This is a genomic window from Candidatus Dormiibacterota bacterium, assembly GCA_035635555.1.
Taxonomy (GTDB): Bacteria; Acidobacteriota; Polarisedimenticolia; order Gp22-AA2; family Gp22-AA2; genus Gp22-AA3.
This window is the reverse complement of sequence record DASQAT010000004.1, coordinates 1-16,959: the sequence shown is the minus strand read 5'-3', so window position 1 is coordinate 16,959 and position 16,959 is coordinate 1. Positions and strand designations below refer to the sequence as shown.

The 16,959-nt window shown below is 69.5% G+C and carries 15 protein-coding genes; 7 read left to right on the top strand and 8 right to left on the bottom strand.

The features are described from left to right. The first annotated feature begins 55 nt into the window (after positions 1-55). The 4 genes from VEW47_01360 to VEW47_01345 are packed head-to-tail and all read left to right on the top strand — an operon-like array spanning position 56 to position 3,928. Positions 56-1,108: a ThiF family adenylyltransferase gene (locus tag VEW47_01360; protein ID HYS03814.1), complete on the top strand. Its 1,053-nt coding sequence runs from the start codon at positions 56-58 to the stop codon at positions 1,106-1,108. An 8-nt stretch (positions 1,109-1,116) separates the two neighbouring features. Next, a complete protein-coding gene (locus VEW47_01355) occupies positions 1,117-2,283 on the top strand; it encodes an aminotransferase class V-fold PLP-dependent enzyme (protein HYS03813.1) in 1,167 nt (388 codons plus the stop codon). Continuing rightward, a complete protein-coding gene (thrC, locus tag VEW47_01350; protein ID HYS03812.1) occupies positions 2,280-3,626 on the top strand; it encodes a threonine synthase in 1,347 nt (448 codons plus the stop codon). The genes VEW47_01355 and thrC overlap by 4 nt, the downstream gene beginning before the upstream one ends. Positions 3,627-3,652: 26 nt before the next feature. Next, entirely contained in the window at positions 3,653-3,928 is a 276-nt protein-coding gene (locus tag VEW47_01345; GenBank protein HYS03811.1) for a MoaD/ThiS family protein, read from the top strand. A gap of 17 nt (positions 3,929-3,945) precedes the next feature. Here the strand turns inward: VEW47_01345 and VEW47_01340 are convergent, their stop codons facing one another. The 6 genes from VEW47_01340 to VEW47_01315 all read right to left on the bottom strand — a co-directional run bounded on the left by VEW47_01340 (position 3,946) and on the right by VEW47_01315 (position 13,143). After that, the gene (locus VEW47_01340; GenBank protein HYS03810.1) at positions 3,946-6,228 is read right to left on the bottom strand and encodes a M28 family peptidase; all 2,283 of its coding nucleotides are present in this window, start codon (positions 6,226-6,228) and stop codon (positions 3,946-3,948) included. Further along, positions 6,225-7,628, bottom strand: a complete 1,404-nt coding sequence (sthA, locus tag VEW47_01335; GenBank protein ID HYS03809.1) for a Si-specific NAD(P)(+) transhydrogenase — start codon at positions 7,626-7,628, stop codon at positions 6,225-6,227. Before sthA ends, VEW47_01340 begins: the two co-directional genes overlap by 4 nt. 87 nt (positions 7,629-7,715) lie before the next feature. Further along, positions 7,716-10,769 carry a hypothetical protein gene (locus VEW47_01330; GenBank protein ID HYS03808.1) on the bottom strand — a complete coding sequence of 1,018 codons (3,054 nt, stop codon included), beginning with the start codon at positions 10,767-10,769 and terminating at the stop codon, positions 7,716-7,718. Between the two features lie 93 nt (positions 10,770-10,862). Further along, positions 10,863-11,498: a nucleotidyltransferase family protein gene (locus VEW47_01325; GenBank protein ID HYS03807.1), complete on the bottom strand. Its 636-nt coding sequence runs from the start codon at positions 11,496-11,498 to the stop codon at positions 10,863-10,865. A 69-nt stretch (positions 11,499-11,567) separates the two neighbouring features. Further along, positions 11,568-11,957: a 4Fe-4S dicluster domain-containing protein gene (locus VEW47_01320; protein HYS03806.1), complete on the bottom strand. Its 390-nt coding sequence runs from the start codon at positions 11,955-11,957 to the stop codon at positions 11,568-11,570. Between the two features lie 64 nt (positions 11,958-12,021). Next, complete coding sequence (locus tag VEW47_01315; GenBank protein ID HYS03805.1) at positions 12,022-13,143, bottom strand: citrate synthase; 1,122 nt, start codon at positions 13,141-13,143, stop codon at positions 12,022-12,024. Between the two features lie 146 nt (positions 13,144-13,289). Here VEW47_01315 and VEW47_01310 point away from each other — a divergent pair, with 146 nt between their 5' ends. Then, a complete protein-coding gene (locus VEW47_01310; protein ID HYS03804.1) occupies positions 13,290-14,276 on the top strand; it encodes a threonine/serine dehydratase in 987 nt (328 codons plus the stop codon). 130 nt (positions 14,277-14,406) lie between these two features. Continuing rightward, positions 14,407-14,874 carry a type II secretion system protein GspG gene (locus VEW47_01305; protein HYS03803.1) on the top strand — a complete coding sequence of 156 codons (468 nt, stop codon included), beginning with the start codon at positions 14,407-14,409 and terminating at the stop codon, positions 14,872-14,874. On the opposite strand, the gene VEW47_01300 is transcribed toward VEW47_01305, so the two are convergent. Further along, positions 14,875-15,192 carry a peptidoglycan-binding domain-containing protein gene (locus tag VEW47_01300; protein ID HYS03802.1) on the bottom strand — a complete coding sequence of 106 codons (318 nt, stop codon included), beginning with the start codon at positions 15,190-15,192 and terminating at the stop codon, positions 14,875-14,877. 64 nt (positions 15,193-15,256) lie between these two features. On the opposite strand from VEW47_01300, the gene VEW47_01295 reads away from it, so the two are divergent. Then, a complete protein-coding gene (locus VEW47_01295; GenBank protein ID HYS03801.1) occupies positions 15,257-16,219 on the top strand; it encodes a chromosome partitioning protein ParB in 963 nt (320 codons plus the stop codon). Here the strand turns inward: VEW47_01295 and VEW47_01290 are convergent. Continuing rightward, on the bottom strand, positions 16,220-16,959 hold a 740-nt coding region (locus tag VEW47_01290; protein HYS03800.1), incomplete at its 5' end, for a DUF1326 domain-containing protein.

Below are 16,959 nucleotides of genomic sequence, written 5' to 3'. Positions count from 1 at the left end.
CTCTTCGACGTCGTCTCGAAGAGGTTTTTTGTTTTTGGGACGGAAGGAGCCGGAGTTGACCACGAAGGATACGGCCGGGCAGCCCTTGATCCCGGCCCGCTACTCCCGTCAGGTCCTGTTCGAGGAGATAGGCCACGAGGGCCAGGCGCGGCTGATGTCCGCGAAGGCGGTCCTGGTCGGCTGCGGTGCTCTGGGCACGGTGCAGGCCTCCCTCCTGGCCCGGGCGGGGGTGGGGCGGCTGCGGATCATCGATCGGGACTTCGTCGAGGAATCCAACCTGCAACGTCAGATCCTGTTCGACGAGGAGGACGCCCGCGCCGTCCTGCCCAAGGCGGTGGCGGCGGTGAACAAGCTGCGCGCCGCCAACTCGCTGGTGCAGGTCGAGGGGATCGTCGAGGACCTGAACGCCTCGACGATCGACAGGCTCCTCGGCGGCTTCGATCTGATCCTCGACGCGACCGACAACTTCGACGCCCGGTTCCTGCTCAACGACTTCGCCGTCAAGACAGGCACACCCTGGATCTACGGGGCCTGCGTGGGATCGTACGGTCTGACCTTCCCGATCCTGCCGGGCGAGACCGCCTGCCTGCGCTGCGTGTTCGAGAGCGCTCCCCCGCCCGGCCTGTCCCCCACCTGCGACACGGCCGGAGTGCTGGGGCCGATCGTCGGGCTGGTCGCGTCCCTGCAGGCGGCCGAGGCGCTCAAGATCCTGAGCGGCAGGCGCGAGCGCGTGACCCGGAAGATGGCGGTCCTCGACGTCTGGGAGGGACGGCAGAGCCTCGTCGACCTGCCGCCGCGCGAGACGGACTGCCCCTGCTGCGTGCGACGCGAGTTCCCCTATCTCGAGGGGGCCTCCGGTTCCGACACGGCCACGCTCTGCGGCCGGAACGCGGTGCAGATCCGGCGCCGCGACGGGATCACGCTCGACCTCGACCAGGTGGCGAAGCGTCTCGGTCCGATCGGTGCGATCGAGAAGAACCGCTTCCTGGTGCGCGCCGACATCGACCAGTACCGCCTGACCGTGTTCGCCGACGGCCGCGCCATCATCTCCGGGACCAAGGACCCGGCGCTCGCCAAGTCGATCTACGCGCGGTACGTGGGGACCTGAGGGGAATCATGGCGATCTACCTCGACAACGCCGCCACGTCGTATCCCAAACCCGAGCAGGTGTATCGGGGGATGGAGGCGTTCGTCCGCCAGAGCGGCGCCAATCCGGGGCGCGGCGGCCATCGCCTCGCGGCCGAGGCGGAAGGAATGATCAACGACACGCGGCGTCTTTTGGCCCGGCTCCTCGGCTTCAAGCACCCGGAGCGCATCGTCTTCGGCCACAACGCCACCGACGGGCTGAACATGGCGATCAAGGGGATCCTGCGCGCGGGGGATCACGCGATCACGTCGGTCCTGGAGCACAACTCGGTGTCGCGGCCGCTGAACCAGCTCGAGAAGGACGGGGTCATCACCCTCACGCGGCTGGAGGCCACCTCCGATCATCTCATCGACCCGGACGAGGTGAGACGCGCCATCCGCAAGAACACGCGCCTCCTGGCGCTGACGCACGTGTCGAACGTCACAGGCACGATCCAGCCGGTCGGCGCCATCGGCCGGATGGCGCGCGAGCGCGACCTCCTGCTCCTGGTCGACGCGGCGCAGAGCGCCGGCGTCGTGCCGATCGACATGGAGCGGGACGCCGTGGATCTCCTGGCGTTCACGGGGCACAAGGGGCTCCTCGGTCCGACCGGGACCGGCGGCCTCGCCGTCGGCGAGAGGGCCGAGGTGCGTCCGTGGCGCGAGGGGGGCACCGGCGGAGATTCGACGCGGCCCGTCCAGCCGGAGGAGTTCCCGCACCGCCTGGAAGGGGGCACGCCCAACGTCTTCGGCATCGCCGGGCTGCGCGAGGGGGTGCGCCTGCTCCTGGAGCGCGGCGTCGAGTCGGTCCTGGCGCACGAGCGCGCGCTCCTCGGCACGTTCGTGACGTCTCTCCAGAGCCGCGGCAGCCTGGAGTGGTACGGCGCCGACCGCCTCATCGCCGAACGAGGAGGCGAGCGTCGCGTGGGGCTGGTGGGGATCAATGTGCCCGGGTTCGCCCCCTCGGAGGTCGGCGCCATCCTGGACGAGCGGTTCGACATCGCGGTGCGCCCGGGGCTGCACTGCGCCCCCTACGCGCACAAGCACCTCGGGACCTTCCCGCAGGGGACTGTGCGGCTGAGCGCGGGGATCCTGACGACCCCCGAGGACATGCGCCGCGCGGCCGCCGCCGTCGACGAGATCGCGGGGGCGTCATGAGCTACGTGAGCGGGTTGACCTGCCGGGAGTGCGCGACCGAGTACGAGACGGCGCCGCGCTCCATCTGCGAGGAGTGCTTCGGGCCGCTGGAGGTCGCCTACGACTACGACCGGCTGCGCCGGACCTTCGGGCGGGAGACGGTCGCCACGCGCGCCCGATCGATGTGGCGTTACCGCGAGCTGCTGCCGATCGACGGCGACCGGATCCTGGGACAGGAGGTCGGGTACACCCCCCTGGTGAGCGCCGCGAGACTGGCCGGCCGCCTCGGCGTCGACGAGCTGTACGTCAAGAACGACGCGGTGAACTTCCCCACCCTGTCGTTCAAGGACCGGGTCGTGTCGGTCGCCCTCACGAAGGCGCGCGAGTTCGGCATGACCACCGTGGGGTGCGCGTCCACCGGCAACCTGGCGAACTCCGTCGCCGCGCAGGGGGTGCGCCACGGGTTCGACACCTGCATCCTCGTTCCCGAGGATCTCGAGGCCGCCAAGATCCTCGGCACGACCGTCTACGGCGTGCGCCTCGTCGGTGTCGCCGGGGACTACGACCAGGTCAACCGACTGTGCAGCCAGATTGCCGACCGCTTCGGCTGGGGATTCGTCAACGTCAACCTGCGCCCGTTCTACGGCGAAGGCTCCAAGACCGTGGGGTTCGAGATCGCCGAACAGCTCGGCTGGAAGCGGCCGGCCCACGTGGTGTGCTGCATGGCGGGCGGATCGCTGCTCACCAAGATCGGCAAGGGTTTCGACGAGCTGACCCGCCTCGGTCTCATCGACGAAGGGACGACGCGGCTGCACGGCGCCCAGCCACGCGGCTGCAATCCGATCGTGGCCGCGGTCAAGGACGGCAGCGGCGAGATCCGTCCCGTCAAGGCCAGGACGATCGCCAGGAGCCTCGCCATCGGCAACCCGGCCGACGGCTACTACGCCGCGCGCGCCATCCGCCGGAGCGGCGGCTTCGCGGAGGACGTGACCGACGCCGAGCTCGTGGACGGCATCAGGCTCCTGGCCGAGACCGAGGGGATTTTCGCCGAGACCGCCGGCGGCGTCACCGTGGCCGCGGCGCGGAAGCTCATCGCTTCCGGCCGCATTCCGCGCCACGAGCCGATCGTCCTGGTGATCACCGGCAACGGGCTCAAGACCACCGACGCGCTCGTGTCGACCGCCGCGGCCCATCCGATCATCGAGCCGCGGCTCGACGCGTTCGAGCGCGTCCTGTCCGACGCGGCCGTCGAGGCCGCGCTCTCCAAGGCGAGCGACGCCCCGCCCCCGGGGCCGTCCCTTTCCACTTCATCCGGGCGCCCCGCCACCGCGGCGCCCCCTTCATCCGGTCGGCCGCTCGCTTAGCGCGGCCGGCCCCAACGGGAGGCGCCATGCCTGTCCAGGTCAGAATTCCCTCGGTGCTTCGCCGACAGACGGAAGGCGCGGAATCGGTCCTGCTCGAAGGGGAGACTCTAGGCGACATTCTCGAAGGGCTCGAGACGCGCTACGAGGGTCTGCGCGGCAAGCTGCGCGGTCCGCGCGGCGAGATCCGACGTTTCGTCAACATCTACGTCAACGACAGCGACGTCCGGCTGCTCGACGGCTCCACCACCCCGGTCACCGACGGCGACGAGGTCATCATCATCCCGGCGGTGGCGGGGGGCTGAGACCGGCTGAAGAGGAATCAGGGCTCCGCGGGCCGCGCCACGACCGACAGGAGCCCTTCCGCCCGGTGCAGGTGCGAGGTCGCCTCGTCGAGGGCCTGCGTGTAGAGGTTGACCTGGTTCATGAGGGTCCCCTCCTCGTCGAGCTCGAGGGGCCAGCGCAGACCGGGGAGGCGCGCGTCCGTGAGTCCGGGAACGGCGCGTGTCGGCGCGACCCACAGACCGCGATACCACGGGAAGCCGGGCAGGCCGCCCTCGTTCCAGAACGCCTTCTCCGCCTCGGAGATCTCGCGGCTGATCGAAGGGAGCCGTTCCGGGATCGGACGGAGCGGCCAGGAGTCCTCGGCGAGCCGCTGGTCGCGCTCCTTGGCGAAGACCCGCGCCGCCTCGCCGAAGCGCTTGAGGGCGCGCGTGACGGGGCGCAGCAGTTTCGGCGAGGCGTGGAGCTCGCCGGCCCTCGCCTGCAGATCCGCGAACGCCCGGTCCCAGGCGGCCGCCGTCGCCGCGGGGTCGAGGGGAAGGACCGGAGCCATCGCCAGCCGCAATCCCAGCCGTCCCTGGAACTCCGCCATGACCCGATGCAGCCGGAACTCCGGGTCGACGATCGTGGTCATCCAGTGGCGGTTCTCGTACAACGAATGGTACATGCCGTAGTCGGCGCCGTAGTACATGTCGCTTCCGGGAATGGCGAGATACTCGACGAACGGCGTCTGATCGTCCCCCAGCGGCTCGTCGTCGATGCGCGGCTCGGTGAGAGGACGGGAGGAATCGCCGCCGATCACGAAGGCGTCGACCGATCCGAGGGCCCGGGTCTCGTTCTGCTTCTGCACCCAGGCGTCGAACAGGCTTTCCCTGCCGCCGGGGCCGGGAACTGCGGCCGCGACCTCCCTGAACAGTCGGTGCAGCGCCGGGCTGGCGCCGGCGTAGAGGGGACGCCCGCCGTTGAAGACGGCAGAATCCATGTTGATGACGGCGCACGCCTTGCGCCGCAGGACCTCGGCATTGTCCTCGGTCCACTCTCCCGAGCCGCCCAGGTTCATCTCCTCGGCGTCCCAGAAGGCGACCAGGATCGTGCGGCGCGGCTGCCAGCCGAGCGTCTTCATCCGCCCGAAGGCGCGCAGCGTCTCGAGGAGCGCCGCGGTGCCGCTCGAGGGGTCGCCGGCGCCATAGATCCAGGCGTCGTGGTGGTTCCCGAGGATCACCCACGAGTCCGGTTCTTCCTTTCCGGGGATGCGCACGAGGACGTTCCTGATCGTGTCGGTGGCGGCGGTCATGCGAACCGACATCTTGATCCGCGCGGGCCCCGGACCGAGCCGGTAGGCCTCGACCAGCGCGAGTCCCTCCGGGACCGTGACGGGACGTTCCGACATCCGCCGTCGCAGCCCCCCCTGCATCGGCCCCGGGGCCTCCGGCCCCTCCAGATGCGACAGGATGAGCGCCGCGTCACGGTACGAGATCGGCAGCACCGGGATCTTCGGCAGCCCGGCCACCCGTCCCGGATCGAGCCGCTTTGCACCCGGGACGGCGGCCCAGCCGGGGCTGAGCGGATCCCCTTCGTAGGGCGTGTCGACAAGCGTGCGGCGCATGATCGAGCCGGGGGGACGCCAGGGTCCCTGCGGGTAGACCGGCCCCTGGACGAAGCCGTCCTCCTGCGGATCCGCGTACAGGATCGCCGCCACGGCACCATGCTCCTGGGCGCGCAGGACCTTGCGCCCCTCCCCCTCCCCGAAATAGCGCATCAGGGCGACGCGCCCTTCGAGCGAGACGCCGCGCTCCGCGAGCGCCTGGAACTCGCTCACCGTCCCCTGTCCGGCGTAGACCACTTCGGCCTCGACGTCCCCCGAGCCGCTGTAGGCACAGAACGCCGGGTGCTCGGCGGCGTTCTCGGTGAACGGATCGCCGGGGATGTGGTCCTCAATGAGCGACAGGCGCGCCTGCACCGGCGCGGTCATCTCGATCGAGCCCGGTCCAGGGTGCGAGTTGTAGAAGAGGTACGGAACGATCTCGGCGGCGAAGCCGGCCTTCTCCGCCTCCTGCTTGATATAAAGGGCGACGCGGCGCGCCCCGGCGGTGCCGGCGTGATGCGGCTCGCGGGTCAGCCTCTCGTGCGTGGCCGACAATCGCTTCCGGTCGAGAAGCGAGGCGAAGCGCTCCTCGATCCCCCTCTCCTCGTCCCAGGCGGGCGCGCTGTACCCGAGGGGGGGCCGCTCGGGCTCCCGCGTCCCGGCGATGGACCGGGCCCGCGCCGCGACGGCGGCGCCCGCCGCCAGAAGACCGAGAGCGAGGAGGAGGCGCGGTCTCATCGGGGAGGTCCGACCTTGTTGTAGCCGTCGAGGGCGGCGACCTTGTAGCACTCGGCGAAGGTCGGGTAGTTGAACACGGCGTTGACGAAGTAATCGATCGTGCCGTCGTGGGCCAGCACCGCCTGTCCGATGTGCACGAGCTCGGTGGCGTTGGTGCCGATGATATGGACGCCGAGAATCCTGCGGGTGTCGCGATGGAACAGGATCTTGAGGAGCCCGGAGTCGTCCCCGAGGATGGCGCCGCGCGCGATCTCGCGGTAGCGGGACACGCCGACCTCGTACGCGACCCCCGCGGCCGTCAGCTCCTCCTCGTTCTGGCCGACCATGGAGATTTCCGGCACCGAGTAAATGCCGTACGGAAAGAGGTGTGGCAGCGACCGGCTCGCGATGCCGAAGGCGTGGCACGCGGCCAGGCGTCCCTGCTCCATGGACGTCGACGCCAGCGCCGGGAAGCCGATGACGTCCCCCGCGGCGTAGATGTGCGGCCGGGAGGTCTGGAAGACCTCGTTGACCTTGAGGCGCCCCCGCTCGTCGGCCGCGAGCCCCGCGGCCTCCAGGTTCAGTTCCGCCGTGGCGCCGATGCGGCCGACCGAGTAGAGGATCACGTCGGAGACGATGAGCTTCCCCGACTTCAGCACGGTCACCGCGCGACGCGGCCCTTCGAGGCGAACCGAGGCGACCTCCTCGTTGAGCCGGAACGTACAGTCCATGTTGCGCATCTGGTAGGTCAGCGACTCGACGATCTCAGAGTCCACGAACTCCAGGAGACGCGGGCGCTTGTCGACGAGCGTCACCTCCACCCGCAGGGCGGCGAAGATCGAGGCGTACTCCGCGCCCACGACACCTGCGCCGACGACGGTCAGCGTGCGAGGCACCTCCTTCAGACCGAGAATATCCTCGGACGTGAGGATCGATTGTCCGTCGATCGGCACGCCCTGCGGCCGCGCGGCGGTGGTCCCCGTGGCGATCAGCACCTTGTCCGCCGTGACCCGCACCACCCCCCCTGACCCAGCGACTTCGAGCGTGTGCGGATCGAGAAAGCGGGCGGCCCCCCCGATCAGCACGATGCCGTTGCGCCGTATCTGGTCGCGGATCACGTCGACCTCCTTCTTGATGACGTGCTCGCACCGGTACAGGAGGTCCTCCATGGTGATCCGCTCCTTGACCGCGTAGGAGGCGCCGTACAGCCCGCGCATCTGGAAGCCGGTCAGGTAGAGGACGGCCTCCCGAAGGGTCTTCGAGGGGATCGTGCCGGTGTTGATGCAGACGCCGCCGACGACCTCGCGCCGCTCGCAGATCCCCACCGACTTCCCGAGCTTGGCGGCCTGCACCGCGGCGCGCTGGCCGGCGGGGCCGGTGCCGATCACGAACAGGTCGAATTTCTTTTCGCTGGCTGGCACGGGGGGATTCTGACCATTCCGGCCCAGCGAGGCAATAGGGAGGCCGGTCCTGGTCCTCCCGGGGTCTGGATGCCACGCGAACGGGTTCTAGCGGCGCTGATCGTGCGGGACGGACACGGTCGTGACGGCGGCGGCCGAGTTGCCGGACGCATCGGTCGCGCTGTAGGTGAGCGTGTAGGTGCGGCCGGGCCCGGCGCCGGCGCGTTCGGCGCGCAGGGAAACCGCGCGATCGTCGGTCCCTGTGCCCGCGCCCGACATCCAGGGCCCGGGGCGGCCGGTCCCGGGCTCGCTGCTTGCGACCCCGCTCAGGACGACGGCGGGGACCGGATCGCAGCGGTCGGAGACCTGGACTGCGACCGCAACGTCGGCGAGACGCCCGTCGGGCGGCCAGAGGATCGAGGGCGTCGCGGCGATCGTGATCGACGGCGGCAGGGTGTCGCGCACCTCGACCCGGACCGTGTCCGGCGCGCTCGAGACCTGCCCGTCGTCGACGACCAGGGTGACGATCGACGCGCCCAGGGGGAGCGTCACCTTCGGCCGGGGACCGGTGGCCTCACCGAACGCCCCGGTCCAACGGTACGAGAGCGCGTCACCGTCCGGGTCGGACGAAGCGCTGCCGTCCAGCGTGACCCCGGCGCCTTCCGGGCCCGCGCACTCGGCGATGAGATCGGGGCCGGCTTCAGCGGCCGGGGCGGCGTTCGACGCGCCGAACAGGACGATCTCCTCCGGTCCGGCGGTCGTCGACGCGGCCAGGGCGATCGTGCCGCGTCCGTCGGTGGCGAGACGACCGGGGTCGCGAAGGGCGGAGCGGAACGAAAGATAGGCACCGCCATCCGGCGACGGTCCGGAGGTCTCCGCCAGGACGTCCGGGTCGGAGCCCGAGCCTGGATCGGAGACGACGATCATCTCGGATCCGTCGAACAGCTCGATCCCGTACCCCACTCTCCCCTGATCGAGGACAGCGAGCAGCGGCAGGACAGACAGGACGAATCCGCGATCGAGGATCGGGTCGAAGCGCGCGGCGAGGCGCGCGGCGGGGCCCGGACCGGTGACGAAGTCCGCGAAATCGAACTCCTCGCTGTAGATCGCCTGGAAGGCGATCCTCCCCGCCTGATCCGAGTCGAACGCCTGCAGCTCGAACGGGCTCAGCCTGCCTCCCTCGACCTCGTCCCCCGACCCCAGCACCCGCTCCGGGACGCCGCCGCCCGACGGCGTCAGGTTCTCTGCGTAGAGCGCCGACTCGCCCGATGCGATCTGGGCCCCGAAGAGAAGGCGGCCTCCGTCGTCGAGCACCGGCGGCACCGGCTTTCCTGTGAACAGCGAGCCGGTGAAGGCGGTCGTGATGGTTCCTCCGCCCGGGACCGGGTCCCCCGGCCCCGCGATCCGGAACAGCGCCGTGCCGTCGTATCCCATCAGGATCGACGTGCCGTCCGGTTGCGCCACCGGCACGGCGATCTGCCCGAGGAGGTTCAGACGCGACGGGGCCCCCTTGACGCGATCCCCGGACCCCGGTGCGACCGCCAGCGCGGCCCCCGGCGGGAGGAGCTCCGTGTCGACGATCCGCCGCACCGGACCACCGTCGATCGAGCCGTAGAACAGGGACATTGCCGGGGGACGGGACGGATCGAACGCCTCGCCGAGGAAGGCGAAGGTTCCGCCGTCGTTGATCGAAGCGTAGGCGAACCGGTCGCCCACGAAGCGGCCGCCATCCTCCGCCGCGTCCCCGTCCATGGCCAGGAGGCGGATCGTCCCCGAACGATCGCGCGCGAACAGGCCGCGCCGTCCGGTGGTGACCCGCGCGTCGAAGATCATCAGGCCCCCGGGCGCGAGCGACGGTCCGCCCCCTCCGAGCGGGACCCGCTGATCGAGGAACGACACGAACCGCGGCCCGGGAATGGGATCGTCGCTCCCCACCTCGAGCGCCGTGACCCCGCCTCCGACCGAGAAGATCCCCGCGGCGGCGGTGGCCGAGGCCGCGACGTGGAGGATCCCGTCCATCCCGCGTGCCGCGGCGGCGCCGGAGGCCGGCTCGGACTCGAGCCCGGTGAAGGTCCCCGACGGGCCCGCCGGCATTCCCTGCTCGACCAGTATCGAGGGGATGCCGTTGGACAGGTAGAACCCCTTCCTTCCGTTCGAACGCACGCCCCCGAACAGCACCCGGCCGGCCGCGTCGATCGCGGGGTGGAACTCGGTGATCTCCGTGAATCTTCCGCCCCCCGGCGCCAACGAGCCGGGGCCCGCGACCAGGAACGAGAAGCCCCCCCCGGTGCTGTAGACCCGGACCGTTCCGCGATCGACCAGAAGAAAGGCGACCAGTCCGGTATCGTTGATCGCCGGCGGATTCGTCGTCAGGACCGGCGACAGCGATCCGGACGGGGAAGCGAAGAGGGACAGGAGGATCGGCGTCTCTCCCGGGGCCACCGTGCACACGACCCCCTCCCCCGTGAGGAGCGACGCCGTGAACGCGATGCGGCCCGAGGCGTTCACCGCCGGGGCCGCGAAGGGGGCCACGAACTCACCCCCCCCGAGCGGGTCGCCGGTCTCGATGACGATCTGCGGGGCGGCGCCGACCGGAAACCTGACGATCGCCCCCGGTACCTCGAGGAAACGGATCGACGCGATGACCGCCCCGCCGGAATCCACCACCGGAGGGTCCATGAATCCGACGGTCGCAGGGCCGTCCCGCAGCTCCAGGACGTCCTGGGCCGCCACCACCTCCTCGGGCAGCCCGCCGCCGGGTCCGATCCGGAAGATCGCCTCGCGTCGATCGGGGAGGAGCGCCAGGAACGCGATCGTCCCATCGGCCCCCGCCGAGACGGCCCGGAGCGAGGCGATCGTTCTCCCCGAGGCGCCCGCGTCGCCGGCGTGCGCCAGGATGCGCAGCTCGCCGGCGCGCTTCTCGAACAGGGCGCTGCCGGCCGCGTCGATGAACAGGAGGGCGTCCGGCGTCATGGCGATACTGTCGAACCGGGCACCTACGCCGATCGCCACGGGGGCGGGGTCGCCGGAGCGGACCGCCACCCGCGCCCCGGGACCTCCGGCCCCGAAGGCCGTCCCGCCGCCGGCGGAGGCGGACAGGGCGAGGCAGAGAGCCAGGGCGATCGGCAGGAGACGGGCGATCCGGCGTTGATCCGTATTCATAAGGATGGAGCCCGGAAGTATACGGCGAGCCGGGTGGAGATCGAGGGAAATCAGCCGTGGACTGCGATTCCGTGGGAGTGCGGCTCCGTCCCGTCAGCGCAGCTCCCGCCGCGCCGCGATAGACGGCAGGTCCAGCGGAGTGTTCAGGTTGAGCAGGATCCCGGAATCGTCCCAGGGAAGATGCATGACGCGCGCCGGGGTCCTGCGCACGACCGCCTTCAGCCCGTGCGTCTCCTCGCTGATCCCCATCAGCTCGGCGAACAGCGAGCCCCGGAACAGCGGCGGGTGGCCGGGGCGCCCGTGGAAGGCCGGCACGATGATGCTGCGCCTTCCCGCCGCGTCGCACTTCTCCCACTCGGTCTCGGCGGTGCTCAGGAGCGCGTTCAGGAGTTCCACGTCCAGCGGCTGATCGACCGAGGCCACGAGGATCCCGTCGGGCGGCGTGGCCACGGCCGCCAGGCCGGCCTGGATCGAGGCGGACTTCCCCTCGCGGTAGAGCGGGTTGTAAACGGGGCGGGCCTTCCAGCCGGGCCGCATCGGCGAGCGCACCAGCGGCAGCAGGAGCTCCGCCCCCTTGCCCAGGACGACGAAGCACTCGTTCACACGGCTCTTCTGGACCTGCTGGATCTGATGCGACAGGAGGGGTTGACCGCGCCATTCCAGGAGCGCCTTCGGGGTCCCCATGCGCTCCGACTCGCCGGCGGCGAGAAGAAGTGCGACCACGTCCATCGGGACGTCCCTCCGGGTACAGGACCGGTCGCGGATTCTGGCGGGCGCGACCGGCCTCGATCGATTCTCCTAGGTGGCAGGGGCTGCGGCGGCTTCGTTCCCCTCCGGACTGCGGTTGACGTCGATCTCCTCGCTGTACGGCACCAGCGTCACCTCGGGCGCCACGTCCCAGGCCTCTTCGAAGTTGTACATGGTGATCGCCTCCCACGGACAGACTTCCGCGCACAGGGCGCAGCCGATGCACTTGTCATACTCGATGATCGCAAGATTGTTCGGCGCATCCGGGCTCGACACGTACCGGATGGCGTCCACCACCGCGTCCTTGACCGTCACCGTCTCGCAGAAGGCCACGCAGGCGGGAGAGTTGGCGCAGCCGGAGCAGGAGTTCTGGTCGATGACCGCCAGACGCTTCGGCGGCTTCTTCAGGAACTTGTTCTTGTAGTCGGCCGGCGCCGGCATGCTCGTCCTCCGCGGCAGGTCTCGATCCTCTCACATCGACCCGGGGGGTTCAAGGGCTCGAGCTTCAAACGCGCTTGTCCAATGGCACGTACGGCCGCTCCGGCGGGCCGATGTACTCCTCGAGCGGCCGGATGAGCCGGTTGTCGGTGTGCTGCTCGATGACGTGGGCGATCCAGCCGGGGGCGCGGCTGCAGGCGAAGATGGGCGTGAACAGATCCATCTCGAACCCGAGCATGAAGTAGACCGACGCGGCGTAGAAGTCGACGTTCGGGTTGAGATTCTTCAGCTCCTTGCAGGTCTTCTCGATGACCGCCGACATCTGGAACCACTTCTCCTGTCCCACCGCCTTGCCGAGCTTCTCGGAGAGCGAGCGCAGGTGCAGGGCGCGCGGGTCGATGGTGCGGTAGACCCGGTGTCCGAAGCCGGGGATCTTCTTCTTCTGCAGGAGCTCCATGCGCACGAACTCGGCCGCCTTCTCCACCTCGCCTATGGTGCGCAGCATGACCATCACGTCGTGGTTGGCCCCGCCGTGCAGCGGCCCCTTGAGCGTGCCGACGGCCGAGGTGACCGCGGCGTGCAGGTCGGCCAGCGTTCCGGCGGTGACGCGCGCGGCGAAGGTCGAGGCGTTGAGGCCATGGTCCATCTGCAGAATCATGGCGACGTCCAGGGCGCGCGTGGCGAGGGGCTCCGGCCTGGTGCCGTGCAGCATCGCCAGGTAATTCGCCGCGTGACCGAGACCCGGGTCGGGTGGGATGGGGTCCTTCCCCTTGCGCAGCCTGTCATGGGCCGTGACGAGGGTCGGCATCTGCGCCGTCAGGCGGATCCCCTTTCGAAGGTTCGCCTCGCGGGTCGAGTCGTGCACGTCCGGGTCGTGGATCGCCAGGACCGACACCACCGTGCGCATCATGTCCATCGGCGAGGCGTCCCTGGCGAAGGTCTTCAAGAGATCGAGGGCGTCCGGGTGAAGGGCGCGCTGCGAGGACAGGTCCTTGCGCGTCTGCTCGAGCTGGGCGCGGGTCGGCAGCTCGCCGTACCACAGGAGATGCACGACCTCTTCGAACGTCGAGCTCTCGGCCAGGTCGTGGATGGAGTAGCCGCGGTAGCCGAGACGTCCCTTCTCGCCGTCGATGAGACTCAGCCCCGTGCGCGCCGCGACGACCCCTTCGAGTCCTTCCTTGGCAAACATGCGTCTCCCTTCGCCCTGCCCGACATTATAAGGTCCGCGCGGCCGCCGGCGTAGGGCGATCTTCGATTCAGGGGGCGTCCGGGTTGCCGCGGCGGGGGGCGTTGGGGGAAGATACGGACTTCCCGTTCCGCGGCGGAGACTCCGGCATGACGGACGAGGTGGATTTCCAGAAGGAAGGCCTGGGACCCCAGGACCTGCGCGAGGCGAGGCCGCGCGTGGCGAAGAACGCGCGTGTGACGCCGTTGCTCGTGTCCGAGGAACTGTCGGAGCGCTTTGGACACAAGGTGGCCTACAAGTGCGAGAGTCTGCAGTCGGGCGGGGCATTCAAGATGCGCGGCGCGACCAACTTCATCGCGCGCCTGTCGCCCGCCGGTCGCGAACGGGGCGTCCTGACGTACTCCTCGGGGAACCACGGGATCGCCGTGGCGCTCGCCGCGCGCCGGGCGGGGACGAAGGCGGTCGTGGTGATGCCGGAGACCGCACCCCTCCTGAAGCTCGAGCGGGTGCGGTCGCTCGGGGCCGAGGTGCACCGGGTCGGGACGACGTCGATCGAGCGCAAGGAGCGGGCCGAGGCGCTCGAGAAGGAGCGCGGTCTGACGATGGTGCCCCCGTTCGATCATCCCTGGATCATCGCCGGGCAGTCGACCTGCGGCGTGGAGATCCTGGAGCAGATGCCTGATGTCGGCACCGTCCTGGTACCGGTCGGCGGAGGGGGGCTCGTGTCCGGAGTGGCCCTCGCCTGCGCCTATCACCGCTCCGGCATCCGGGTGATCGGAGTGGAGCCCCAGGGAGCGGCCAAGATGTCGACGTCGCTGCGGGCCGGGGCGCCGGAGACCCTCCGGGGCGTGCGCTCCATCGCCGACGGCCTGCTCCCCTCACGCCCGGGCGACCTGACCTTCGCCGTCTGCCGCGCCTTCGTGTCGGACGTCGTGACGGTCCCGGACGAAGCGATCAAGGAGGCCGCGGCGTTTCTTCTCAGGACGGAGCACCTCCTGGTCGAATGGAGCGGTGCCGTCGGGGTCGCCGCCCTGATGTCCGGGGCGGCCCGGACCTACGACGTCCCGACGGTCCTGGTCTTGAGCGGCGGCAACGTCGACCCGACCCTGCTCCTGGGACTTCCGGGCCAGGATTGAGCCCCGGCGCCGCCGGGCTTCCCGATCGTCTAGACGCCGGGGCGCGGCCGTGCGTATTAACACCATCGCGCGGGCGATCGGGAACCGGCGCGTGCTAGACTGACTGCCCTTTTGCGGAGGTGTCCGCGGGATGGATCGATCGAGCCAGTCGAAAAATGACTCCGGCTTCACCCTCATCGAGCTCCTGATCGTCGTGGCGATCATCGGGCTCATCGCCGCCATCGCCATCCCCAATCTCCGGAACGCGATGAACAAGGCCAAGCAGAGCCGGACCCTCGCCGACATCAAGACGATCGGGAACGCCCTCGAGTCCTACGCCGTGGACAACAACACCTATCCCAAGAGTCTCACCGACGCGAACGCCCAGGTCCTCAGCGGCTACGTCTCGCTTTACTTGAAGACGGTCCCGCCCGGGGACGGCTGGAGCAACTCCTGGCACATCGATACGAACTCCGCCGGCACCGTCTACACGATCACCAGCTACGGGGCCGACGGAGTCTCCGGCACGAGTCCGGGCGGCGCCACGGCCAACTTCAACTGCGACATCATCTTCACCAACAACTCGTTCTACCAGTGGCCCGGGGGCGCGCAGCAGTAGTCAGCGCTCCCTGGTCCGGGGTCTGTGGCTCATGAGCAGGGCCATGGTGTCCCTGTCGAGCCGCCCGTCCGGTCGCAGGAAGTGATCGCGCTGGAAGCTTCGGGTGGCCGCGCGCGTCGGCTCGTCCCACTCTCCGGCCTTGTGTCCCTTCTCCTCGAGATACTTGAGCGCCACCAGGGCCGCCTGCGCATCCTGGATGGCCTCCGGGGAGGTGTACACGAAACCTGGAAAGCGGCCGCGCTCGCCCGCCGCGACCGTCGGGATGAACAGCGCGACGACCAGAAGCGCGGGGCCCACAACAGTCAGGAGTCTTCTCATGGAAACATTCTAACCCGGAGGAGGTTCACTTGCCCGTCCGCGGGGCTTCGCGGTAAGGTTCGCGGTGTCCGCGGCCGGCTCTCCCGGCCGGCCGGGGGCGGAGGAGCAGACCGTGGAGCGCCTGGGGTTCGCCGTTCATCCGGAAGACAAGGAACCGCCGGCCGAGGTCATCCAGCTGGCCGGGCAGATCGAAAAGGACGGAGGGAGCGCCCTGGCCGTCTACCGAGAGCCGGTCGGCGGGCACTGGCAGATCTTCGCCCTGCTGCCGCGCGACAAGGTCCAGCCGACCCCCTACCAGCGCGATCTCTCGAAGGCGCACGCCGAGCGGCTGCTGAAGGTGATCAAGAAGATCGATCGCTTCGTCGACCCGGTCGTCGCGGTCCGCGCGGACGGCGGGTACTGGACGCCCAACGGGAACCACCGGCGGCACGTCCTCGAGAAGCTGAAGGCCGCGTTCGTGCCTGCGATCGTCATCCCGGAGACGCAGGTCGCCTTCCAGATCCTGGCCCTCAACACGGAGAAGGCGCACAACCTCAAGGAAAAGTCGCTCGAGGTCATCCGGATGTACCGCGGTCTGATCGAGCGGGGGGAGAAGCGCGACGAGGAGGCATTCGCCTTCCAGTTCGAAGAGCCCTACTTCCTGACGCTCGGTCTCCTGTACGAGAAGCACCCGCGTTTCGCGGGCGGCGCCTTCTCTCCGATCCTGAGGAGGGTCGACCGGTTCCTGAAGTCCTCCCTGAAGAGCTCCTACGGCACGCGCCAGGAGCGGGCGGCGCGGGTCGAGACGGCAGACGCCCGTCTCAAGGAGATCGTCGACAGGCTGAAACGGCGCGGGATCAACCACCCGTTCGTGAAGAACTTCGTCCTGGCGCGCTGCAATCCCCTCGGCCGCGCCCGCAAGACGCTGCCGGGCTTCGATCAGACGATGGACAGGCTCATCGCGGCGCTTCAGGCCTTCGACGCCGGGAAGATCCGGCAGGAGGACATCGCCCGCTCGGCGGTGTTCGCCGCCCCGCCTCCGGCCTGACTACTTCCCGGTCTTCTTGGCGGCCGGCGCCGTGTCTTTGGACGCGGTGTCGATGGTGATCATGAAGCCGTTCGTGCCCTTGTACTCGAACGGCTTGTTGCCGACCCGGTAGGCCTCGACCGTGTTCGGCATCATCACGAAGCCGTCATTGCGCGGAACGCCCCAGTACTTGAGGTTCTTGATCACCACCGGCTCATCGGTCATCCCGGCGAAGCGCTTGAGCGCCACCTCCGCCGTCTTGCCGCCGTCCAGGAGGGCGCGAGCCTCGTCCTTGCCCGCCGTCCAGGTCATGTCCCCCTCGGCCGTGGTCAGCGAGTTCCACTTCACCGGGTAGACCGAACCGAGGATCGTGGCGATGGCGTCGCGCTGCTCCTTGGAGGTCGCCCGGTCGAAGGTGACGATCGCCCAGTCCATCATCCCCTGGGAGAAATCGCCCCCCAGATCCCCGGACACCCAGAACTTGGCGTTGTCGAGCTTCACGCTCCCGAAGCTCCCGCGGTTGACCTTGAACGCGTTGTTGAACCGGCAGTAGTGCCCTCCCTCGCCATGACTCCCGTGCTCGCCGGAAGGTGAAGTGTTGAAGTAGCACTGGCAGAACATCGGGCAGGAGCAGGCCTCGATGATCGTGGCGTTCATGTTCCAGGAGGGCGCTACCCCTCCGCTCGCGGGCGCGCCCGCGGACACGATGGCGGTCGAAAAGACAACGGCGGCAATTCCAAGAGCGAGTCTCTTCATGGCGG